We start from the raw sequence: 22,270 nt of genomic DNA on the forward strand, positions 1-22,270 counted from the left end.
TCCAGGGCCCTCTTGCTCGGCTCGGTGTTCCGACTTCGCCGCCGCCACGCCCTTCGGCGCAACGGCGAACCTTACGGTTACTGGTATAGCGCGGGCTTTCCACCCGCATTTCCCGAGGCACGTACCTGCCGCATCCTCATCCACGGCGCACACCGCGCTCCCACGCGCGGCCCGACGGGCCATTGACGTACCCATTATGGCGCAAAACGGCCGCCCCCGAAAGAGCGGCCGCAAAGGGTTCGACAACCGACACCTTAGGCCCCAGACAAGGCCCCAAACGCCCGATTAGTGATGGAACAGGCGCATGCCGGTGAAGGCCATGGCGATGCCGTACTTGTTCGCCACCTCGATGACGTTGTCGTCACGGATGGAGCCGCCGGGCTCGGCAATGTAATCGACGCCGGACTTGCGGGCGCGCTCCACGTTGTCGCCGAAGGGGAAGAAGGCGTCGGAGCCCACGGTCACGCCGCTCATCTTCGCGATCCAGTCTTTCTTCTGCTCGCGGGTGAGCGCCTTGGGCTGCTCGGTGAATACGCGCTGCCACTCGCCGTCGCGCAGCACGTCGTCGCACTCGTCGTCGGACAGGTACACGTCGATGGCGTTGTCGCGATCGGGACGGCGAACGTCGTCCTTGAAGGGAAGGTTCAGCACCTCGGGCATCTGGCGCAGCCACCACTGGTCGGCCTTGTTGCCCGCCAGGCGCGTGCAGTGGATGCGGCTCTGCTGGCCGGCGCCCACGCCGATGGCCTGGCCGTCCTTCACGTAGCACACGGAATTGGACTGGGTGTACTTCAGCGTGATGAGCGCGACGATCATATCGATCTTTGCCGCCTCGGGAATCTCCTTGTTCTCGGTCACCACGTTTTCCAGCAGCGCCTCGTTGATCTCGAAGTTGTTGTGACCCTGCTCGAAGGTGATGCCGAAGACGTCCTTCAGCTCGGCTTCGGCCGGCACGTAATCGGGATCGATCTGCACCACGTTGTAGGAGCCCTTGCGCTTGGTCTTCAGAATCTCCAGCGCCTCGTCGGTGTAGCCCGGCGCGATGATGCCGTCGGACACCTCACGCGCCAGATAGCGGGCCACATCGGCGTCGCACACGTCGGACAGCGCCGCCCAGTCGCCGTAGGAGCACAGGCGGTCGGCACCGCGGGCGCGAATGTAGGCGCAGGCGATGGGGGAAAGCTCGCCCTCCTCTTCCACGAAGTACATGGCGCGGTCGGTCTCGGTGAGGGGATGGCCCACAGCGGCCCCAGCCGGGGACACGTGCTTGAAGGAAGCGGCCGCCGGCAGCCCCGTGGCCTCCTTCAGTTCCTTCACGAGCTGCCAGGAGTTGAAGGCGTCGAGGAAGTTGATGAAGCCGGGCTTGCCGTTCAGCACCTGAATGGGCAGATCGCTGCCGTCCTTCATGAAGATGCGCGACGGCTTCTGATTCGGATTGCAGCCGTACTTGAGTTCCAGTTCGTTCATGAGTCTCCTATCTGATGGCTTTCTGTCTCCTCGGGGGCGAAGCTACGCGGTATTCTGATTCGCTCAGACAGTCCTCGCTTTGTGGAAATGCCCACTGGGCATTTCCAGTCGCTGCGGAACTCGCTCGGTCAGAACACCCCGTATCTTCGCTAAGCTCAACCATGGTTGAGGGTGCGCAGTTCGTTCGCTGCGGAACTCGCTTGGTGAGCGGCGCCCCGCATCCCGCTAAGCTCAGCCGCAGTTGAAATGTGTTGGCATCTTTAGTCGCCGAGGTTCTTGTTGTAGAGGGTTACCTCGCCGCCGACGTTGGCATACAGGCTCACCTTGTTGTCGTCGTTGAGCGCGGCCCACAGGGCATCGGGGGTCGGCAGCGTGACGGGGATGGGCTCGCCGGCGAAGGTGGGCAGCGGATTGCCGTCGCCCTGGTAGGTGCTGATGAAGTAGCCGCAGCCCTCATCGACGCCCTCGTAGGCGAAGAACTCGCGGGTGCAGCGGTCGCCATCGGCGTGCTTCAAGATGGACATCTCGAAAGAGCCGTCGGGGTTTACGATGGCCGAGATGCGCGGCGTGAAGTTCGGCGCGTCGGGCTCGTACTCGCGCTGCATGCAGCCAGCGCGGAAATCACCCGCCTCCACGATGGTGTCGGTTTGATCGCCGTTGGTGACCACGAGCGCGTCGCCCATCGTGCGCACCGGGTGATAGATGATGAGGCTCGGGTCTTCCAGAAGCGCGGGATCGTGGGCCTCGGTGCGGATGCCGTCGGGCTCGATGGCGAAGATGCGGTTGCGGCTGTTGACCGAGCGACCCATGATGAAGTAGTACACCGTATCCTTGCCCACCACGATGCCTCGGCCCGGGTAGGGGTTGTTCTTCAGCAGTTCGACGAGATCTTGCACAGGCGTTCCCTTTCTCTTGGGGCTCTCTCCGACGCCGCTGCAGCCCGCACGCTTTTCGCATTGGCCCTCAGCCACGTCGACGGTTTTTCGCATCCCGCCCAATGAAAAAGGGCAAGCCCCTCCTGCGAGAAGGCTTGCCCAGACGGTCGGCGGGATAAGCGCGCTGCTCCCCCGTGGTTTCCCACGCGTACCCGTCAGTCACAGCGCGTTCGCTTCAGGGAGCAGGGTATCACGGAAAGAGCCTCCTGAGGAAGAGCGCTCCCCGTTTTCCCACGGCTTTTCCGTCGGCGGCTCGCGCACAGGAAGAGCGGCTACTCCCGACCCAGGCTCTTCTCGTGGCGGTTGCGGGCCTCGTCGCTGTAGCGCTGCTTGTAACGCACATCGACCAGCTCGGCCACGATGGCGATGGCCAGCTCAGCCGGGGTCTTAGCGCCGAACTTGAGCCCGATGGGGCGCTTCACGCGATCCCAATCGGCCTCGGAGATGCCCGCGTTGATGACGAGGTCATGCACCGTAGAGTTCTTCCCCGCGCACCCCATCATGCCCACGTAGTGCACCCCGTTCTGCAGCGCCCAGATGCAGCTTTCCGGGTCGAACATATGCCCGCGCGTGAGCACGCACACATAGTCCTCGGGACGCGCCGGCATGTTGGCCAACTCGTCGAAATTGCCGCCATGCAGCATGATGCGCTCGGCTTGCGGGAATCGCTCCTCGTTCAAGAACGCCGGGTCGTAGTCGACGGCCACCACATGGAAGCCCACGTGATCGGCGAGCTGTGCCACCTCGACCGCCGCATCCGACGCACCGAGCAACCAGACACGCACCTTCCCGAAGAGCGGCTCGCTGGCCCAGGTGAGGCCGTCGAACTGGTCGTTGTGCATCGAAGGGCCGCGGGTAACGTCCTTTGCCTGAAAGGTGTCGCGAGGCGAAAGCTCACGCGAGGCCACGATCTCCTTGGCGTCGTTGCAGAAGAACACGAGCGGCTCGCCATCGGCGGAACCTTGCTCGCCGTACTTCTTCGTGACCTCATTGTCCACGTTGCCCTGGGCGGCAGCTGCATCGTAGACGACCTTGAAGCCGAGCCAAGCCAGATCGCCCTCATCCATGGCGCGCAGAGCGCGCTCAAACGTAGGAATGTCGGCCTCGGTCAGCGTGGCGGCGATGGCCTGCAGCGTCTCGGGGCCGATATGCGGATCGCCCGCCGTTGCCTCATCCGAGAACGCCGGGAAATCCTCCACGGCCAGCACCGGAGTGCGTCCGGCTTGCAGGTCTTCAATGATGGTTGCTATAGTTTCGCGCTTCATCGCTTCCTCCAACAAAAACTTTTTCAAATCTGGTCACAAAATCTGAAATTCTTGTCATTGGCCCGGGATCGGCCGCTCGATCAACGCCAGATTGCCCTAATCGACCGAGCGAATGTGAATCTTACGGTCGGCGTCCAAGGTCATGCGGCCCTCGGCGATGGCGCGCAGCACTTCGGGGTAGATGATGTGCTCCGTCTCGTGGATGCGCGCCTCCAAAGCATCGATGTCGTCGTCCTCCAGCACCGGCACTGCTCGCTGGGCCACGATGGGGCCCTTGTCGTAGTCCTCGTTAGCCAGGTGCACCGTCACGCCCGTCACCTTCACACCGGCATCCCATGCGTCCTGGATGGCATGGGCCCCCTTGAACGAGGGCAGCAACGCCGGATGCAGGTTCAGCACATGGTCGGGGAAAGCGTCGAGCACCACCGGGGTGAGCTTGCGCATGTAACCGGCCATGACCAGGTACTCGACCCCGGCTTCCTGCATGATGGCAGCGATGCGGGCGTCAGCCGCCTCGCGATCCTCGTAGCAGGAGCGATCGAACACCGTCACGGGAATGCCGACCGCGCGCGCCCGCTCAATGCCGTAGGCATCGGGGCGCGATGACAGCACGTGCACGATTTCCACAGGCAGGCCATTCGCGATCTCGTCGATAATGGCCTGCAGGTTCGTTCCGCTGCCGGAGAGCAGCACGCCGATCTTCAGCTTCTCCATTAGAACAGCTCCCCTTCGTTGGCGTATTGGACCTCGCCTTCGCCAGCGACAATGCGGCCGACACGGTAGGTCTCTTCGCCAGCAGCGGCCAGAGCGGCCTCTACGGCCTCAGCAGCAGCCGGATCAACAATCAGCACCATACCGAGACCCATGTTGAAGGTCTTCAGCGCCTCCGCCTCCGAAAGATTCGCCTGCTCGCAGGCAAAGCGCACCACCGACGGAATGGGCCAGGTGCCCAAATCGACCTCGGCGTTCACGCCTGCGGGCAAGGCGCGGTTCAGGTTCTCGGTGATGCCGCCGCCAGTGATATGAGCCAGAGCGCGGATGCCGCCGGGCACCTGCTCCATGACCGCGCGCACCGGCTTCACGTAAATGCGCGTCGGCGTGAGCAGGGCTTCCAGAATGCTCTGGCCACCCAAGTCCTCGCGAGCCTCGCGCAGCTCCTCCTCGGTACGGCCCTCGATGCACACCTTGCGGGCCAGCGAGTAGCCGTTGGAATGCAGGCCGGACGAGGCGAGGCCGATGAGCACGTCGCCTTCGCGCACGCTTTCGGGATCGAGCATGCGCGGGCGATCGACCAGGCCCACGCAGAAACCGGACAGATCGTAGTCGTCCGGGTCCATCACGCCGGGATGCTCGGCCATCTCGCCGCCGATGAGCGCGCAGCCAGACTGGCGGCAGCCCTCGCCGATGCCGCCGACGATCTTGGCCATGGCCTCGGCATCCAGCTTGCCCACGGCCACGTAGTCGAGGAAGAACAAAGGCTCCGCGCCGGTGGCAAGAATATCGTTCACGCACATGGCCACCAGATCGATGCCCACCGTATCGTGCACGCCAAGACGCTGAGCGACCTTGAGCTTCGTGCCCACGCCATCGGTGCCCGACACCAAAAGCGGATCGACCATGTCCTTGGCCACCGCGATGGAGAACAGGCCGCCGAAGCCGCCGATGTCGCCCACCACTTCGGGGCGATAGGTGGAATGCACCGTGTCCTTGATGGCGTCCACGGCACGGGCGCCCTCCACGATATCGACGCCGGCCTCGGCATAGGTCACGCTGTTCTGGTTTTCCATGGGGTTCCTTTCAGTGTCTATGAAACCTCGCCGGCGTACACCGCCTCGAAGTCCTTGCGGGTAAGAAAGCTCTTCTTTGCCACATCGTCGGGAATGGGCACCGGGTAGTCGCCGGTGAAGCAAGCCGTGCAGAAGCCGTCGTGGCCCGCATCGGCGAGCGAAGCGCGCAGACCGTCCAGGCTGATGAACGCGAGCGAGTCGGAGCCGATCCAATCGTTCATCTCCTCGAGCGTCATGTTCGCGGCGATGAGCTGCTCGCGGGTATCGGTGTCGATGCCGTAGAAGCAGGGCCAGAGCACCTCGGGGCTCACGATGCGCAGGTGCACCTCGGCCGCACCGGCATCGCGCAGCATCTGCACGAGCTTCTTGGAGGTGTTGCCGCGCACGATGGAATCATCGATGACCACGAGGCGCTTGCCGGAAATCACGCTCGGCAGCGGGTTCAGTTTCAGACGGATGCCAAGCTGGCGCATGGCTTGGGTGGGCTGGATGAACGTGCGGCCCACGTAGCGGTTCTTCACGATGCCGTCGGTGAACGGAATGCCCGAGGCCTCCGAATAGCCCAGAGCCGCCGGCACGCCGGAGTCGGGCACGCCGAGCACGAGGTCGGCCTCCACGGGCGCCTCGTCGGCCAGAATGCGGCCCATGGCGCGGCGAGCCTGGTAGACCGACTGCCCGTCGAGCACGGAGTCAGGCCGGGCGAAGTACACGTATTCGAAGATGCAGGCGGCCCGCGGGCACGGCGGCACGGCTTGCTCGCTTACCATGCCCTCGGCGGTGAAGCGCACCATCTCGCCGGGTTCCACGTCGCGCACGTACTCGGCGCCGACGATGTCGAGGCCGCAGGTTTCCGACGACACCACCCAACCGCGTCCCTCGGGCAACTGACCGATGCACAAGGGCCGAATGCCATGGGGGTCGCGGAAGGCGTAGAGCGCCTCGGGGCTCGCGAGCACCATGGCATAGGCGCCTTCCAGGTTCTCCATGGCGTAGCGGATACCCTCGCGCAGATGATGGGTCTGGCGCGTGAGGTGGCCGATGGCCTTGGCCGCCACCTCGGAATCGGTGCCGGCGCGCAGATGCTCGCCCTCGTCGATGAGCTGGGCCCGCAGGTGGTTCGTGTTCACGAGCGTGCCGTTGTGGGCCAGCGCGATGAGCGTATCGTCGATGGCGGAGATATGCGGCTGGGCCGCCTCCCAGGAGGCCTTCCCGCCGCTCGTGGAATAGCGCACGTGCCCGATGGCCACCACGCCCTCGCCAAGACCCGCCAGCGTCGCCTCGTCGAAGACCTGGGTCACAAGCCCCAAGTCCTTCGCCTCGATGACCGTGGAGCCGTCGCCCACGGCAATGCCGGCGCTCTCCTGGCCGCGATGCTGCAGGGCCTGCAGCCCGTAGCAGGTCAGGCGCGCCACGTCCTCGCCCGGTGCGTACACGCCGAAGACGCCGCACTCCTCTTCCAACCGATCCGGCTGCTCGCCGGGAAATACGCTGTCCGCCACTAGTTCTCCGCTCGTTCTTGCGCATCGGCGGCGATCTCGTCGGCCGCGCCGTCTTCCACCGCCGTGTCGCCCTGATAGGTATCGGCGCCAACATAGCTGATGGGCACGAATTCGGCAACATCGGCGAAGGTGATATAGCGCCAGGTGTTGTCGGCTCCATCGCACGTACAGAAACCGAAGAGCTTCGTCGCGTCGGCGAGGGTATCGGTGGTATCGGGGTCGGGCGTGACGATGGACTCCTCCACGAGCCAGTCCTTGAAGGCCGTGAACTCCTCGTCGGTGGGATAGTTCGGCGTGGCAATGGAGGCATGGGTCATGGGGACGTGCTCCACAGCGAACGTTTGCAGGCGGTAGTTGCCTTCGGGCGTGAGCAGGTAAATCGTGCGATGCTCGTTGAAGATAGCCGAATCGCGGAACTCGGCGAACAGGGCGAACATGGATCCGTTGCGCATATGGTGGCCGTAGAGGATGTTCACCTCGTCGGAGAAGTCGCCGGCGTTCTCGCCCGAAAGCATGATGGAGCCGAACTCGGCGCCGAAGGAGCCCTCGCCCAGGCTGAAGTTGTGGTGCAGGTAGTACTCCGAGTCGCCATCTTTGTGAGCCACCGGGTAGTTGATGATGGTGCCGGGCATGTACACCCACGCGACGATGTCCGGGTTTATCGCGCGCAGGGCGTCCCAATCGACCACCAGATCGGCCAAGTTGGTCACCTGCCCATCTTCCGGCACCTCGACGGCGCGGCTGGCAATCTCCTCGTACTCGTTCTGGCCCTGCCAATAGGTGTAGAACAGGTAGCCCAGCGTTCCCACCGAGCCGATGAACACGACGAGCGCAAGCCAGAACACGATGCGCCAGAAGCACCCGCGCTTCTTCTTTTTCTTCTTGGTATCGGTATTCTCTGCGGTAGCCATGAGGCGTCCCCCTTCGATATCGATCTCTCTACCTAGCGTCGGCCCTAGGGGCAGTCGTTCGACCGCGCTGGCTGCGACGTCTTGCCGGCCCTGCGCCGACGTTCTCGCCTCCCCGGCCTTGCGACCTGCGGAAAACAAAAAAGGCCCCGCAGGGGCCCTGAGCTCACCCCGTCGAACGGGCGAGCATTTACTTCTTCATTTCGTCCATGAAGCCCTTGGCAATGAACACCACAATGACGAGCACGATGATGGCCACAACGACCCAAATGGCCTCCATGGGCACTTCGAAACCGAACAAAGACATAGCGGACTCCTTCTATGCAACGGGCCCGTCCTCTGCGCACCCGCCAGCTTGCTGATGTTGGGTTCATAGTACCCTGAACCCCGGGTTGGCGCAAGGAAAAACCCTGTAGCGACGGCGAACTGCCTTCCCGAAAGGCGCTACGAGGCAGGGCACTCGCCGAGGCGCTTCTCCAGGGCTTCCACGATGATGCGCAGGGCCTTGATGCGAGCGTAGCGCTTATCATCGGATTCCAGCACGATCCAAGGGGCGAACGTGGTCGACGTCAGGCGGAACATATCGTCGATGGCGGCCTTGTACTGGGGGTACTTCTCGCGATTGCGCCAGTCGTCCTCGGTGATCTTCCACTGCTTGGCCGGATCGTCCTCGCGATCCTGGAAGCGGCGCAGCTGCTCTTCGGGGCTCACATCGACCCAGAACTTCAGCAGGATGGCGCCCCAGTCGACCAGATCGTGCTCGAACTCGTTGATCTCATCGTAGGCCCGCGACCACTCGGCCGGCGTGGCGAAGCCCTCCACGCGCTCCACGAGCACGCGGCCGTACCAGCTACGGTCGTACATGCCCACGTGCCCCGCCTTGGGCAGGCGCGTCCAGTAACGCCAGAGGAACGGATGGGCAAGCTCGGGCTTGGTGGGCGCCGGCGAGGGGAAGATGGTGTAGGCGCGGGCGTCGAGCGCCTGGGCAACGCGCTTGATGTTGCCGCCCTTGCCAGCCGCGTCCCACCCCTCGTACATGAGAATGAGGGGCACCCGGCGCTGGAACATAATGTTCTCCAAGCGGAACAGGCGATCCTGCAAGTGCTTGCGCTCGGCTTTGTACTCGTCCAAGGTGAGCGCCAGGCTGTGGTCGATCGTGTCCACCTGGGGGTAATTCTTCACAATGGCGAAGCGAGGCTTTTTGGGAGCCAGATCGTGCGCTGCGGCCGCTTGGGCCTCGGCGCGGGCCAGAGCCACGCCGGCAAGCATGCCGCGCCCGGGCTGGGCCGCCGGCGCCGGCACCGCGCCCGCCGCCTCGGCAGCGGCGGCCACCTCCACGGCGCGCTCCTCAGCCAAAAGCTCGTCGGCCTTCTCGCGGGCCGCCAGCGACGCCTTCAGCACGTCATCGGCCTCCTTGCGGGCGAGCGCGCGCTCCAGGGCGCCCACCAGCGTGCTGGCGATGGTGAGGTTCGTGCGACGCTTGTCCTCGCCGTTAAGCAGCACCCAGGGGGCGAAGTCGTAATCGCTGCGCTCGAGCAGACGGTCGTACAGCTCGTAGGCAGTCTCGTAACCGTGATGGCTTTCGAGCTTCTTCTCGGTCACGCGCCAGCGGGTCACCGGGTCGTCGTGCAGCCGCTGCAAGCGCTCGACCTGCGCTTTCTTGGTCATATGCACGAAGAACTTCACCACCACGTAGCCATCGGACACAAGCTGCTGCTCGAAGTCGTGGACGGAGTCCAAGTAGTGGCGCTCCTCTTTCTTGGGAAGCAGCAGCTTGGCCGGCGCGTTGTAGAGCATATGCTGGATGACCGCCGTGTACCAGCCGCGATCGTAGAACGTGATGGAGTTGCGCTCGCCCAGGGCCTTCCAGAAGGGCTGCATAATGGGGTAGAAACCCGTCACGCCGCATTCGCGGCCGACGAACTCGCGCTCGGTGTCCGGATCGAGGTCGAGCCCCACGTAAACCCCGGTGGAACGGGCGTCCAGGTGGTACATGAGGTCGGAAATGCGGCTGCCCTTACCGGCGCCGTTCCAGCCCTCAAACAGCACCACGAGCCCCACGCCCTCGTTGTGGGCCTGCTGCTGGAGCACCACGAGCTTGGCCAGAAGTTCGTCCCACTGCTCCTTGTATTCCGCCTTCTTCATGGGCTTCTTGTTGAACTTGACCTTCTCGAGCATGGCTTTCCTTTCCCCTATCCTTGAGCGTTCGTCTTCCGTAGCGACCAGACGCTGCGACGCTGGCCTATTTGCCGAACAGGCGGCGAAAGAACCGCGTGATGGCATTGCCCGCCGGCGTCGGCTCTACCACGGTGGCCGGCACGATGGCGCGACCGTCGTCGGGGCGAGCAGCGTCCTCGACTTCGGCCGCGGGGGCCGGAGCGGAGGCGGCCGCCGGCGCCGCCTCGGCGCCCAGCTCCGCACGCTCGGCCACGGGGCCCTCGGCAGCCGGGGCCACCGCAGCAGGATCAGCCGCAGCCGGATCGGAGTCGGCGGCAGGAGCCGTTTCGGCCGCCGCGGTCGCCCCTTGAGGCTCGCGAGCCTGCAAAGCGGCCACCTCCTGGGCCACGCCCTTGGTCACCTCTTCCAAAACCGAAGCCGCCGTGGCCGTCGCCGCTGCGGCCATGGCGTCGGCGGCATCGCGCACGGCCTTGGCCTCGGCCGCCTCCAGCTCCGGCGAGCGATGGGCCACAAACTCGGACTCCTCCTCGGTTACCACCTCATTGGCACCGACCTCGGCACCGTCCTCCGCAGCGACATCCCCCAGGGGGAACACCACGCGCGCGCTCCCTCCCAGATTGGCCTCCTTGCGAGCGGCCAACTCGGCAGCGGCCAGGCGCATGCGCTGAGCCTCGGCGATGAGGTACTTCTGGGAATCGAACAGCTTCACTTCCCCGTTCTCGTTGCGCTCCGCAAAGGCGCCGAGCGCCGTGTAAGAGCCGTCGGGCAGAAGCTCGCGCAGCTTGGCCGTGTCGGAATAGCAGATGCCCAAATACCCGAGCACCTGGTTGCGCAGCGTCTCGTTCAGGATAGGCCAGGCGATTTCGATGCGCTTGTCCATGTTGCGCGTCATGAGGTCGGCGCTGGACAGGTACAGCTTGCAATCCTCGCGCGGGCCGAAGCCGTACACGCGGCTGTGCTCGAGCAGCTGGCCGACGATGGACACCTCGCGCACCCGATCGGTGTAGCCTTCCACCCCCGGCAGGATGCAGGAGATGCCGCGCACGAACAGATCGATGGGCACGCCCGCCTGGGACGCCTCGACCAGTTTGTCGATGACCTCCTTGTCGGTGATGGAATTCGTCTTAAAAAACAGCCCGCACTTCTCGCCGCGGCGCGCGCGCTCGATCTGCTCGTCGATGTTGCGCAGGATGTTCTGCTTGATCATGAGCGGCGCTACCCACAGGATGTCGTAATTGTCCGAAGTGTTCTCCAGCGCCATGTTGCGGAAGAAGTCGGCGGCATCGTGACCGATTTGGGAATCGCACGTGATAAACGAGAAGTCGGTGTAGAGCTTCGCCGTCTTCTCGTTGTAGTTGCCTGTGCCCAGCTGCGTGATGTGCTGCAGGCCGTTTTCGGTTTGGCGCGTGATGGTGCAGATCTTCGAATGAACCTTGAAGTTACGGAAGCCGTAGATGACGTGGCAGCCGGCCGCTTCGAAACGCTGGGACCACTCGATGTTGTTCGATTCATCGAAACGGGCGCGAAGCTCGAAAAGCGCCGTGACCTCCTTGCCGTTCTCGGCGGCGTTGATGAGCGCCTCGGCCAGATGCGATTGGCTCGCCAGACGGTACAGCGTGATCTTGATGGAAACGACCGCCGGATCCACCGAGGCCTCGCGCAGAAGCTGCACGAAGGCGTCCATGGACTGGTAGGGGTAAGACAAGAGCACCTCGTGGTCGGTCACCTGCTCGATGATGGAGCGCTTGCGGTCGAGGCAGGCGGGCCACTGGGGCGTGAAGGGGGCCTGGGTGAGCGCGGCGCGCTTCTCAACTCCGAGACGACTGCCAAGACCCCAGGTGTACCCCATGTTCAGCGGCACACGGGTCACGAACAGATGATGCTCCGCCAGCCCGAGCTTCTCCAGAAGAAGCGACTTTACCGTGCGGGAGAGAGGCCGCTCGCTCTCCAGCCGCACCGGAGCCAGACGGCTGCGCTTCTTCAGAATGCGCTTCATGTGCTCGCGGTAGTCCTCGCCCTGCTCCTCGGCGCCCTCCGTCGCATCGAGATCGGCGTTGCGGGTCACGCAGATGATGTTGGTGTGCTTGACCGTATACATCGAGAAGACCTCGGCCGCGAACATCTCGATCGCATGCTCTACGAGCATGAACGGCAAGCCGGTGCCGGGCAGCTCGATCACACGGCTCGTCTGGCGCGGCAGGGGGATGATGCCCAGCGTCACGCCCTCCGCTCCGAGGTTCTTCGTGGCCTTGGTCTTGCCCTCGGCCTTATCGCGGGCCCGCTCCTCCTTCGACTTTTTCGTCTTGAGGGGCGCCTGCTCATCGAGGCGCACGACGATGTACAGGCCGCCGTTCTCCAGATGAGGGAAGGGATGCCGCGCGTTCACGATCTGCGGGGAAAGGAACGGAAGCACGTTGTCCCGCATATAGTCGCGCAGGTAGTCGCGCTGCTCGCCCGTGAGATCCTCCTTGCGCAGGTTGCGAATGTCCTGATCGGCGAGGAGCGCGCGCACGCTCTCGTACGTTTCCTCGTAGTAGGGATACAGCTCGTGGCAGCGGGCGTAAATGGCCTCGAGCTGCTGGGCCGGCGTCATACCGGATTTCGGATCGATGATAGATTTCTTCAAAAGCGACAGGTCGGTAAGCGAACCGACACGCACCATGAAGAACTCCTGGAGGTTGCTCCAGAAAATGGAGATGAAATTCAGCCGCTCGAGCAGCGGTACCGTCGGATCGGCGCCTTGGTCGAGCACGCGTTTGTTGAAATCGAGCCAGGAAAGCTCGCGGTTCTGCATATAGGGCGGCTTCACAATAGTAGTCGTTGCGGTGTCCTTTGCTGCCTGTGCATTCATGGGCCTAGCCTTCTCCCTCTATATAGTCGCTGGCCGAAAAAATCAAGCCGCGCACCGGAACATGCGCGACTTATGTATTTTACCATTCTTTGGACAAATGCTCGAAATTTGGCAACGGGATGTCAACGGCCCCAGGGAAAGGGCCGAAGATCGACGACCTCTGGATACCTCGATAGCGAGAATATCCCGAAAGCCAAACGCTTCATGGGCTTCCGTGACACGGAACTGCCTTCCCGTGCGCAAAATCGGACCCTTATTTTGCCACCCGCAACGTGTCACGCCTGGATGTCGCCCACCTTCCACTCCATTGACTATCGCTCTGGCGATAGTAGAATAAGCATCGTCAGAACGACAGTTAGGAGTAGCCATGGCCGATAAGCTCACCATTTTCCATGGTTCCGGCCAAATCATCGAGAGACCCACATTCGGACTGGGCAATCCGCACAACGATTACGGGCTCGGCTTCTATTGCACGGAAAGCCTAGAGCTGGCCCGGGAATGGGGTGCCTCCGAAGAATCCGATGGGTTTGCCAACCGCTATTCGCTCGACACAAAAGGACTCACGGAACTCAATCTGAACGATGGCAGCTACACCATCCTCCACTGGCTTGCTGTGCTGCTGGAAAACCGAACGTTCCGCGTCTCCGGGAACATAGCGCCCTTGGCGCGCGCCTTCCTGCTTGACCGCTTCTCTGTCGATTACCGCGGGTTCGATCTCATGCGCGGCTATCGAGCCGACGATTCGTATTTCTCGTTCGCTAATGCCTTCCTCAACAACGGGCTCTCCCTCTCGCGTCTCGAACGGGCCATGGCGCTGGGAAACTTGGGCGAGCAAGTGGTGGTGCGCTCGGAGAAGGCCTTCAGTCGCCTTGCCTTCGAAGGCTTCGAAACCGCCGACCGTAGGGTGTACTATCCGCGCAAGATGGCCCGCGACCACGAGGCTCGCGCCATCTACCGCGAGGAGTTGAAGCTGACCGATTTGGCAGGCGACTACACTATAAGCGACATCATGCGAGAAGATTGGAGGGCTGACGATGCGCGCCTACGACGAATCGTATTTGAATGACTCCATGGATGCCCTCGGCGAAATGCTCGATTATGCCATTGTCGATTGCGAGCACGATCCCGACGAGTTCTTCGGCTGGTTCGTCGTCTCCGGCGTTAGCGCGCAGTTCGAGCGAGGCAATCCGAAATTCGTGGCGGGTATGTCCGGCGTGGAAATCGCCCGCGAAGTGATATTCCGCGTCACCGGAAACCGCGAGACGCGCCCCGCAACCCAACCTCTCGACCGCAGTCCCGAGTACTGGACCGGATGGATTCTCGCCTACTACCAGTGGTACCGAAACTTGCGCTTCGCCGATATCGCTGAAGGGGGCCTGCCTCCCTCGGCGGTCATCGGTCGGTACATTCTGCACGAAGCTGACGTCAGCAAGTTCGTCGAGGCGGCCGACGAGGTGCTGGGGGCGCAGCCTCAGCAGACCACGCCCCTTGCGCGCATTCGCGCCAACCGCGGCATGACGCAACAGGAGCTGGCCACGGCATCGGGCGTTTCCCTGCGCATGATCCAACTGTACGAACAACGCCGCAACGACCTTTCGAAAGCCTCCGTCTCCGTCGTTCTCGCCCTAGCGCATGTGCTGGGGTGCGAACCGCAGGACCTGGTGAAAAGCTAGGTTCAAGCGCACCCGGATCAATCAACAAGCACCGCTTGCTCCTCGTCGATCACGACGGGATCGGTCGCGCGAACCCGAGTCTTGCGGAAGGCGATGGCTTGTGCAGGGCACGCCTCAGCACATCGGCCACAGCGCGTGCACTCGGAAAGCGACCGGCGACCCAAATCAGCAACTGGATCGATGCCCTCGGGACAAACCGATCCGCACACGGTGCAATCTTCCCCCTTCGAGCGCAAGCAAGCCTCCATGCTCACCTGTGGACGCAAACGACGGGCCAGCGGAGCCAAGAGTGACATGAGCGCGCTAATGGGGCAGAAGCGATGACACCACTTCCGCAGCAAAACCAGTTCAAGAACGATGATGGCGGGGAAGACAAGCAAGTCGATGGTCGGTTCGTTGAAACCGATGAACCGGTAAAGTGCGATGACCGTCGCAAAGGTAAGCCCCACCGGACACAGCAGGCAGAATACGGGGAATCCGCACAAGGCGGTTGTGGCCAGCGTGCCAGCGAGCACCGCATGGCGCGAGTCGAGCCCCACGTTCCCGCGGGCGCTCAATGGCTGGGCGGAAGACCCGCGCCCATCAGCCCCACTGGCCTGCGCACATGCATCCCCGCAGGAGTCGCCTTTGCATCCGGAGCAGGAGCTCTTCCACAACGCCAAGGAGTCCTCGGCCTGGGCCTTGCGCTCGACCGCATCGCGTTGCCGCTGCTTCTTGGTGCGAAGAAAGCCTTGCAGGGGCGGCACAGGACAGATCCAGGAGCAAAAGGCCCGACCGGCAATGAGCACGACCGCGAGGGCCAAGACAAGTCCCAGGGCCATGCGGGGAACGAACGACCATGACCCGAAGAAACCCTCGAGCGCGCCCAAGGGGCAGACCATCGCTATGGCCTCATAGCCGACACTGCAAGCGTCTCCCATGCCTCCTACCGCCACGACTCCAATGCAGAAGAGGACAAACGCCCCTGCAAGCACCATTTTACGAACACGGGACACGCGACTGCGCCGTTTACGTCCCCTCGCCGATGTCTCTTCGCTCACGTTCATCACCTCTCTCCTTCTCTCCAGGCAACAATACTGATGCCGCGCAGGCCCGTGCCGCCATAGGAGCCGTAAGACCCCGCCACGCAGGCGAACTCGCAAGCACCGCAACCGTTGCACTTTTCCTCGTCAACGATGAGCCGACCGTCCTCGACGGCAAGCGCCTCCCACGCACAGGCCTCGACGCATGGCGCATTGCAGTGCGCCGAGACGCCATAGAGTTCGCATTCCGATTCATTCACGCGTGCCATGCCGATTTTGTCGACGTAAGGATCAAAGGAGCGCAGTGCCCCCGTAGGACAATTGGCGGCACAGCGGAAGGTACCGTCGCACATGTCGCAGTAGCCGAGGCGGAAGTTCATGAGCGGAAGCCGGGCATTCACAACGCCGTCATCCAACGTCCCCGGGGCAATGACCTTGGTAGGGCAGGCGCCAATACAGCGTCCGCAGCGAATGCAGCTGTCCCAAAAGCCATCGATGTCCTGCCCACCGGGGGGGTAGAGGGCATCCCCCTCCCCCCCAAAGGCCCTTACCGTTCCGCCAAAGGCCGCAAGCACTCCCAATGCCACGGCGCCTTCAATCACCCTTCGGCGGCTCACGGCCTTTGGCGCTTTGCCTTCGAATTCCATAGGGGCCTCGCAAGCACCCGTCTTAGATTCCACGGTTCTCCCCTTACTCTTCATAGCGACGCCAACTGAGGCACTTCTCCAGGTCGTCCATGAGGACCGGCTCATCAGCGAAAAACGCGGCCGTCACCTTCAATATCCCCTGATAGAAGCGAGTCGTGACCATGGACGACGCCCGATTTCGGAAATCGTCGAACCAGGAGGCGATATGCTCCTCGAAGAACGCTCGCTGCTCTGAGAGCACTTGCAACGCCCCAGCCCTGTCGCTCTCGCCGAGAAGGGCCGCCGCGCGATCGCACAGCTCCGCCTCATAGGCCGCGTCGAACGAGAGATGGTCGTCGGGCAAATCGAGGCCCTCGTGAACTTTGAGCCGGGCCTTCTTGAGCGTCCGGTACACTTCTCCGCGCGACTCTCCCATCAGTGCGCCGCCATCGCAGCGGTACAGCGATTCGAAGGGCTGGGCTGTCTGACCGCCCTCGGTCGTCGCACCGTAGAACACCCCCGTAAAATCGGCAGCCAGAGCCTGGCGCGTACCCGTATGGCGCAGTCGCAGGGCACGGTACAAATCGTTGTAGCCATCGGCATAGGGCGACCCGTCCTCCTCGGCCAGGCCACGCAGGTCCTGAGAGGCTAAGGCATCAATTTGCTCCTCACTCAGGGGTGCGAAGAACCACTGGGCGACCTGCCGGTACATATCTGCGCGAGAGGCGAACAGCGCGATGGCGTCTTCGGTCTTCACGGCGAGCTCCTTTCAAGCGGCGGGCGACCATCGAGCATGGCCGCCCGCCAGAGTGCTAGAGATTCAGCATGACGCTGGGAACGGTATGGGCGAACAGGTTCAAGTAGCCCGTGGCGCACACCCACATGAGCATGCGAACCGATACGCCGCCCGCAACAGCACAGAGCAATCCGGCGACATCTGCGGGAAGAGCCGGAACCTGTGGGGCGAGCAGGCGCACCAACGCCGGTGCGACCGTTCCCAACATGCCGCACGCCACGATTCCACCCCAGAGCAGCACTTCGTTGCCCGCCGCGGGAAATCCAAGGAAGCCAACGTAGGAGATCAGCGTCACCGTGGCGATGCCCGCGCACACTACGAGGGCGACGGGCATGCGGCCGGAAAGCTCGTCTGCAGCGGTGCCGCAGCGGGCCGCTATGGCATCGTAGGCGAATGCGCCGCAGGCCAGGGCCGTGCCGAAATAAGCCAGAGGCAGAGACTCGTGCATCCATGTCGGCTGTGCCTCGATGACATAGCCGTGACCGCAGAAGTAGCCAAGGGCCAATCCCAAGATACCGCCGACAACGGCCAGCGCTTTGGCGGCCAGCGCGTTACGCAGGCGCTTGACAACAATCGCATAGGCAAGGGCCACAACGAATGTCAGCCCGAGAAGCATCAACTCGATGGAGATGCCCGAGAACGAGAAGATGTTCGTCAGCGCCGCAAACGCATTCTGCGGGGAGGCCAGGTGCAGCATGGAGAGGCAACCGCCGGCGACGATTAGCACAAGGGACGTTACCGTTGCGGCGAAGCGCGTCTTCTCCTTGCCACCGAGAAGCTCGGAGAGGGCGACGAAGGCGAACAGGGATCCACCCGTGCCCGCGATGAGCGAGAACAAGACGAGGGGCCATTGGATTTCCACCTAGATCAGCTCCTTCCAGCTGGCGAACTTCGGGGACAAGATGTAGCGCGTGAGGGGCTTGGCATTGCCCAGATCGGGAAGCGCGTGAATGCAATCTTGCGAGTACTTCGCCATCTCGCGACACACATCGCTGTCGGGATCATCATAATCGCCAAAGAAGCGAGCACCGCAGTTGCAGTTGTGCACGCAGGCGGGAACATCGCTGCCGTCGGCGGTGATTTGCGAGCAGAGCGTGCATTTCTGTGCGACACCGTGCTCCTCGTCCATCTGGCGCACTCCGTAGGGGCAGCCGTAGAGGCAGTACTGACATCCGATGCACTTGTCCTTGTCGATGAGCACATAGCCGGTCTTAGGATCGCGATAGCTCGCGCCGGTGGGACACACGGCTACGCAGTGGGGGTTCTCGCACTGCTGGCATTGGGAGGGCAGCCAGTACTTCTCTACGTCGGGGAACGTTCCCGTCGGGCCGATGGCAATCACCTTGTTGTAAAACGATCCCAGCGGCAACTGGTTTTCCAACTTGCAGGCCACGATGCAACTGTCGCATCCCGTGCAGCGATCGAGGTTGATGAGCAGCCCCTTGGCCATTTAGAACACCTCCTCGGTGACAGGCTCGTTCTGCAACGTCGGCATGAACGGCTCGAATTCCTTGCTTTCCACCCAGATGCGCTCCGGGCGGTCGCATTTCTCTATCTTCACCGTGAACGCGCGATAGCTGTTCGTGGCGAAGCAGGGGTTTTGGAAAGAGTCGGCGGACATGATGTTGTAGCCGCATTCCTCGATACCTGGCGTGATGGTCTCCTGAGTCGCGTCATAGCATTCGGGATTCCAGAAGCGCTCGGTGATGAGCACGCCGGGAGCGATGCCCTGGGTCAGGTAGGCTCGGGCGTGGGAGCTGCCGCGACGAGAGGTAATCTTGACCCAGTCCAGGTGCTCGATACCATACTCGGCGGCCGTCTCGGGGTTCATGCGCAGCTCCGGCGCGGGCATGAGCTCGCGGACGAAGGGGGCGTGGCGCATGGTGCCGTGGTGGAAATGGGGCAAGCGTCCGGTAGTGATGACCAGCGGATACTCCGTATCGTTGAGCGGGCTTTCCGTCGGCTCCTTGAAGGTGCAGATGGGATCGTAATCATCGCAGGAGGGCTGCTCGTAAGGGTACATGTAGGGAAAGCCCGTGCGCGCCAGGCGAAGCATCGCCTCGCTGTAGACATCAACCTTGCGCGAGATGGTGGCAAATCCGCGGGGCAGCCCGTCGGACACAAGTCCCTCGTACTGCTTGTACACCAGGTACTCGTCCATGGGCGTCTCGGTGTACCGGTGGTCAATGTCGTCGAGCATCTCCTGCCAGCTCTCGTGCCCCATATCTTCGGCCCAGAACTGACAGGCCGCTTCAAGGGACTCGAAGAAGGGCTGCTTAAAGGCGTCGGGGTCGAACACGTTCTCCTCGCCGAGCTTCTCCACAGCGGCTTTCGCCACCTGATAGGGCGAGACGAACGGATTCACCGTCTCGCCGAGATGGGTCACCTGGCAGCGAGCGTAGTGGCGGTTGAAGTGCGTGCCCGGGGCCTCGTAGCTGTCATATTCCAGCCACTCGGTAGTGGGAAGAAACAAATCGACGCTCTGAACGGTGAACGAGGTCATCATGGGATACTGCTGAATGATGAAGTCCTGCTGGTCGTAAGCCTTCTTCCATTCGAGGGAGGGGCCCATGACGGCGTACTTGTTGCCGGACATCTCGTACATGACGCGCGGACGGTAGGGCTCTCCGGTGGTAATGCCCTCGCGCAGCTCCTTGGGCGCGCAGGTCTGCCACTGATGAATGCCCTTGTGGGCGTTGGCGCCCATGGTGTCGCAACGGGATTGGAAGAAATAGCGGCGCATCTCCTCGCCATCGCGGCCCTTGGCATCCCAACCCGCAATGATCTCGTCAAGCAGGCGGTCGTTCTCCGCCTTGGTCAGACCCGTCGTCCAACCGAGGCCGTAGCGCTCGAAGCTGGTAGAGAAGACACCTGTGCGAATGGTGGGACGGTCGGCCGCGAGGCTCGCAGGACCATGATTCTGGAAGGCCGACAGCGGCGTCTCAATAAAGCCGAGCAGCGAATCGATGGCCAGCGCGCCTAGCGGGGCTGTGGAGGAGTTCTCCTGATGATCGGAGAACACACCGTTGCTGATGCCGCCGAAATCCGCACTAATGTACAGATCTACGGCCTCTTTGATCTTCTCGGGCTGAAGCCAGCACGTTTCACCGGCGGCCTCGAGAGTCCAGGGCTGCGCCTCTTCCCAGTAGATCTGGCCCGCTGTCTTCGCCTCCTTGCCATTCACGGTGGCCGTAGCGAAGATGGCCGGATCGACCGGGCTGTCCTCGGGAGCCGTGAAGGGGAAGGGCTGGATGGAGTTCGTGCGCTCATCGAAACAGACGTAGGCCGGGGTATCGTAAACACCGTTCGGATCGTCGGCCGGATTCACGTAGTCGGGCCAAATCTCCTCCGCCCTATAGGCCAGCCGCGTATCAGGATTAATGAGAAATGGCAGGTTGGTCCAATGCTTGACGAAAGGCTCGTCGTAGGCCTTCTGGTCGATAATGTAGCGGATCCACGAGAGCATGAGGGCGCAGTCGGATCCAGGACGAACGGGAAGCCACACATCGGCCTTGGCCGCCTCAGCCGTCATATAAGGGTCAACAACGATGGACTTAACGCCGAGATTCGATCGGGCGTCCACCAGGCCGTGGCCGCCGTGGGCCGCCTTCGAGGAATGAGGCTGGCTGCCCCAGAGTACGAAAACACGCTCGGTATCGTCGCGGCGCACTCCATCGAGCTCGGCGTTGTCGACAACGCCCACCCAGCGATCCACGTTGTCCATATCGACGCAGCAATTGAATCCCACCGATGTGGTAGAAACGAAATCGCGGGGCATGGCACACTGGCAGGCGCCGGACGCCAGCGAATTGCAGCCGCCAAAGGTGTAGTCGAGGCCCCAGGTCTCCCATTCGATATAGGCGCCGCCGCCCCCGCGGGCGCTCCAATAAGAGTACGGGCCGTATTTCTCGACAGCCGCGGCAATCTGCTCGCCGGCAAGATCGGTGGCCTCGTCCCACGAGATCGCCTCCCACTGATTCTGACCGCGATCGCCCACGCGCTTCATAGGATGCAGCACATGACGGGGGCTGTAGACCGTCTGAATCTGGGAGAGGCATTTCAGGCACACGCCGCCCTTGTTGAGCGGGCCGTCCGGATCGCCCTCGATTTTCACCACCACGCCGTCTTCGGTATATACGCAGACCGGGCAACAATTCGTGCAGCCATGGCAGGCCGTCTTGTGCATCTCGCGCTTCGGGGCGCTATCGGCGAAGGCCTGGTCCGTCTCGTCGAGCAGCACCGGCGCTGCGGCGGCCCCGAGAGCCGCCGTGGCAGCGGCAGCGGCCTTCATGAAGCCGCGGCGAGTAATCGCCTCGTTCGTCATCGTTTCTCCTCTCGTTCTCTCTCGTCTCATGAGGTGGTTCTAAAAGGCCATGGCAGGCCGTATCTGCTTCGCCAGCGCACTCCCCTTTCCTGTCGCCTTCCATCCCTTATCCCACACCAGGCCGCCGCAGCGCTCCAGCATGTCCACGAAGTAACTCGGCTGCAGCGGACGACCCGACGAGGCGGATACAAGCTCCGCGCCAGAATTGCGCACAAGCGTCTCGATAGCCTTGAAGGACTGCGGCTCGCTGCAGAGGTCGATGATGTCCAAATACGTGCCGAGACGCTGGGGCGCCTGATCGAACAAATCGCGCAGACGACGCTCCGGCGCCATGAGTTCGCAGGCCTTCCTCCCCGCGTCGGAGGTTTCCAGAGCGAAGCCCTCGACCAAGTCGTCCGCCTCGTCGTCCGTAAGCCCCGCCTTGCGCTCCTCGGTGATCACAGAGCCGGCGGCATCCACCTCGTACCAGTGAATTCCGCCGTTATCCACGACGTTCGCAATAAGACGGAAAGGGGTCTGCGCCGTCAGGGAGAACCCAGGGCAGGAGGCTACCATGGCCTCAGCCTCGGCAAGAGCGCGCCGCGTCTCGCAGAACTCGATTACCTGAAGATAGATTTCCCGCTGGAGCGGATTGCGCTTCATGAGGTCGAGTAATGCCTCGACAGCTTCGCACACCTCGGAATGCGTGTCTGCAATCGAGGCAGAGGTTTCAAGCGCGTTGTCCATATTGCCCTCCTCGCTCTCGTGCTGCCAGACGTAGGCAGCGGACGTGACGAGGCCACGATACGATGGGCCTAACAGCGCTTACCATTCGCTAAAATGCAGGATTTCGAGGAGTTAGGGGGTGCGGACGTTTTTCCGGACGGCCTAGGCGGCCAGCCCCAGCCGCCTCCTGCGGCCGGCTATCGTATCGTACACCTTGCGCCCTCCCTCGTCGAA

Annotated in this window: 18 protein-coding genes and 2 riboswitches; of the genes, 2 read left to right on the plus strand and 16 right to left on the minus strand. The window is 62.8% G+C overall.

Annotation, left to right across the window (positions count from 1 at the left end; all coding sequences use genetic code 11):
- Window positions 1-14: 14 nt before the first annotated feature.
- Window positions 15-130, minus strand: a riboswitch (adenosylcobalamin-variant (AdoCbl-variant) riboswitch).
- 155 nt (window positions 131-285) lie between these two features.
- The 9 genes from ACW4QM_RS09310 to ppk1 form a co-directional block, all read right to left on the minus strand.
- Window positions 286-1,467 (minus strand): phosphoribosylaminoimidazolecarboxamide formyltransferase, encoded by a 1,182-nt coding sequence (locus ACW4QM_RS09310; RefSeq protein WP_161127974.1) that lies wholly within the window; start codon window positions 1,465-1,467, stop codon window positions 286-288.
- Window positions 1,468-1,727: 260 nt separating this feature from the next.
- On the minus strand, window positions 1,728-2,363 hold the full coding sequence (locus tag ACW4QM_RS09315) for an IMP cyclohydrolase (RefSeq protein WP_022738809.1): 636 nt from the start codon (window positions 2,361-2,363) through the stop codon (window positions 1,728-1,730).
- Window positions 2,364-2,492: 129 nt separating this feature from the next.
- A riboswitch (ZMP/ZTP riboswitch) is annotated at window positions 2,493-2,575 on the minus strand.
- 99 nt (window positions 2,576-2,674) lie between these two features.
- Complete coding sequence (locus ACW4QM_RS09320; protein ID WP_161127973.1) at window positions 2,675-3,667, minus strand: XdhC family protein; 993 nt, start codon at window positions 3,665-3,667, stop codon at window positions 2,675-2,677.
- Window positions 3,668-3,763: 96 nt separating this feature from the next.
- Window positions 3,764-4,381: a phosphoribosylglycinamide formyltransferase gene (purN, locus tag ACW4QM_RS09325; RefSeq protein WP_161127972.1), complete on the minus strand. Its 618-nt coding sequence runs from the start codon at window positions 4,379-4,381 to the stop codon at window positions 3,764-3,766.
- On the minus strand, window positions 4,381-5,454 hold the full coding sequence (gene purM / locus ACW4QM_RS09330; RefSeq protein ID WP_161127971.1) for a phosphoribosylformylglycinamidine cyclo-ligase: 1,074 nt from the start codon (window positions 5,452-5,454) through the stop codon (window positions 4,381-4,383). Before purM ends, purN begins: the two co-directional genes overlap by 1 nt.
- A gap of 17 nt (window positions 5,455-5,471) precedes the next feature.
- Window positions 5,472-6,953: an amidophosphoribosyltransferase gene (gene purF / locus ACW4QM_RS09335; RefSeq protein ID WP_161127970.1), complete on the minus strand. Its 1,482-nt coding sequence runs from the start codon at window positions 6,951-6,953 to the stop codon at window positions 5,472-5,474.
- Complete coding sequence (locus tag ACW4QM_RS09340; RefSeq protein WP_161127969.1) at window positions 6,953-7,864, minus strand: class B sortase; 912 nt, start codon at window positions 7,862-7,864, stop codon at window positions 6,953-6,955. Before ACW4QM_RS09340 ends, purF begins: the two co-directional genes overlap by 1 nt.
- Before the next feature lie 441 nt (window positions 7,865-8,305).
- Window positions 8,306-10,039: a polyphosphate--AMP phosphotransferase gene (locus ACW4QM_RS09345; protein WP_161127968.1), complete on the minus strand. Its 1,734-nt coding sequence runs from the start codon at window positions 10,037-10,039 to the stop codon at window positions 8,306-8,308.
- Window positions 10,040-10,103: 64 nt separating this feature from the next.
- Window positions 10,104-12,890 (minus strand): polyphosphate kinase 1, encoded by a 2,787-nt coding sequence (gene ppk1 / locus ACW4QM_RS09350; RefSeq protein WP_455798390.1) that lies wholly within the window; start codon window positions 12,888-12,890, stop codon window positions 10,104-10,106.
- Window positions 12,891-13,257: 367 nt separating this feature from the next.
- Here ppk1 and ACW4QM_RS09355 point away from each other — a divergent pair, with 367 nt between their 5' ends.
- Both ACW4QM_RS09355 and ACW4QM_RS09360 read left to right on the plus strand, forming a co-directional pair.
- Entirely contained in the window at window positions 13,258-13,956 is a 699-nt protein-coding gene (locus ACW4QM_RS09355) for a DUF3990 domain-containing protein (protein ID WP_161127966.1), read from the plus strand.
- Entirely contained in the window at window positions 13,925-14,563 is a 639-nt protein-coding gene (locus tag ACW4QM_RS09360) for a helix-turn-helix domain-containing protein (protein ID WP_161127965.1), read from the plus strand. The genes ACW4QM_RS09355 and ACW4QM_RS09360 overlap by 32 nt, the downstream gene beginning before the upstream one ends.
- Window positions 14,564-14,580: 17 nt before the next feature.
- On the opposite strand, the gene ACW4QM_RS09365 is transcribed toward ACW4QM_RS09360, so the two are convergent.
- The 7 genes from ACW4QM_RS09365 to ACW4QM_RS09395 all read right to left on the minus strand — a co-directional run bounded on the left by ACW4QM_RS09365 (window position 14,581) and on the right by ACW4QM_RS09395 (window position 22,057).
- Window positions 14,581-15,483 carry a 4Fe-4S binding protein gene (locus ACW4QM_RS09365; RefSeq protein WP_161127964.1) on the minus strand — a complete coding sequence of 301 codons (903 nt, stop codon included), beginning with the start codon at window positions 15,481-15,483 and terminating at the stop codon, window positions 14,581-14,583.
- Between the two features lie 125 nt (window positions 15,484-15,608).
- On the minus strand, window positions 15,609-16,265 hold the full coding sequence (locus ACW4QM_RS09370) for a 4Fe-4S dicluster domain-containing protein (protein WP_161127963.1): 657 nt from the start codon (window positions 16,263-16,265) through the stop codon (window positions 15,609-15,611).
- Window positions 16,266-16,275: 10 nt separating this feature from the next.
- Window positions 16,276-16,968: a TorD/DmsD family molecular chaperone gene (locus tag ACW4QM_RS09375; RefSeq protein WP_161127962.1), complete on the minus strand. Its 693-nt coding sequence runs from the start codon at window positions 16,966-16,968 to the stop codon at window positions 16,276-16,278.
- A 55-nt stretch (window positions 16,969-17,023) separates the two neighbouring features.
- A complete protein-coding gene (locus tag ACW4QM_RS09380; protein ID WP_161127961.1) occupies window positions 17,024-17,869 on the minus strand; it encodes a dimethyl sulfoxide reductase anchor subunit family protein in 846 nt (281 codons plus the stop codon).
- Window positions 17,870-18,457 carry a 4Fe-4S dicluster domain-containing protein gene (locus ACW4QM_RS09385; RefSeq protein ID WP_161127960.1) on the minus strand — a complete coding sequence of 196 codons (588 nt, stop codon included), beginning with the start codon at window positions 18,455-18,457 and terminating at the stop codon, window positions 17,870-17,872. It lies immediately after the preceding gene.
- The gene (locus ACW4QM_RS09390; RefSeq protein ID WP_161127959.1) at window positions 18,458-21,331 is read right to left on the minus strand and encodes a molybdopterin-containing oxidoreductase family protein; all 2,874 of its coding nucleotides are present in this window, start codon (window positions 21,329-21,331) and stop codon (window positions 18,458-18,460) included.
- Between the two features lie 39 nt (window positions 21,332-21,370).
- The gene (locus ACW4QM_RS09395) at window positions 21,371-22,057 is read right to left on the minus strand and encodes a hypothetical protein (protein ID WP_237974373.1); all 687 of its coding nucleotides are present in this window, start codon (window positions 22,055-22,057) and stop codon (window positions 21,371-21,373) included.
- Window positions 22,058-22,270: the final 213 nt, after the last annotated feature.

It is taken from the genome of Adlercreutzia sp. CNCM I-6207 (assembly GCF_977072305.1).

Bases quoted from the DNA above. Each gene is read 5' to 3' on its own strand.
- ACW4QM_RS09340 (WP_161127969.1), bottom strand. From the start codon at position 7,864: ATGGCTACCGCAGAGAATACCGATACCAAGAAGAAAAAGAAGAAGCGC.
- ACW4QM_RS09365 (WP_161127964.1), bottom strand. From the start codon at position 15,483: ATGGGAGACGCTTGCAGTGTCGGCTATGAGGCCATAGCGATGGTCTGC.
- ACW4QM_RS09360 (WP_161127965.1), top strand. From the start codon at position 13,925: ATGCGCGCCTACGACGAATCGTATTTGAATGACTCCATGGATGCCCTC.
- purN (WP_161127972.1), bottom strand. From the start codon at position 4,381: ATGGAGAAGCTGAAGATCGGCGTGCTGCTCTCCGGCAGCGGAACGAAC.
- purM (WP_161127971.1), bottom strand. From the start codon at position 5,454: ATGGAAAACCAGAACAGCGTGACCTATGCCGAGGCCGGCGTCGATATC.
- ACW4QM_RS09390 (WP_161127959.1), bottom strand. From the start codon at position 21,331: ATGACGAACGAGGCGATTACTCGCCGCGGCTTCATGAAGGCCGCTGCC.
- ACW4QM_RS09310 (WP_161127974.1), bottom strand. From the start codon at position 1,467: ATGAACGAACTGGAACTCAAGTACGGCTGCAATCCGAATCAGAAGCCG.
- ACW4QM_RS09320 (WP_161127973.1), bottom strand. From the start codon at position 3,667: ATGAAGCGCGAAACTATAGCAACCATCATTGAAGACCTGCAAGCCGGA.
- ACW4QM_RS09395 (WP_237974373.1), bottom strand. From the start codon at position 22,057: ATGGACAACGCGCTTGAAACCTCTGCCTCGATTGCAGACACGCATTCC.
- ppk1 (WP_455798390.1), bottom strand. From the start codon at position 12,890: ATGAATGCACAGGCAGCAAAGGACACCGCAACGACTACTATTGTGAAG.
- ACW4QM_RS09355 (WP_161127966.1), top strand. From the start codon at position 13,258: ATGGCCGATAAGCTCACCATTTTCCATGGTTCCGGCCAAATCATCGAG.
- ACW4QM_RS09345 (WP_161127968.1), bottom strand. From the start codon at position 10,039: ATGCTCGAGAAGGTCAAGTTCAACAAGAAGCCCATGAAGAAGGCGGAA.
- ACW4QM_RS09385 (WP_161127960.1), bottom strand. From the start codon at position 18,457: ATGGCCAAGGGGCTGCTCATCAACCTCGATCGCTGCACGGGATGCGAC.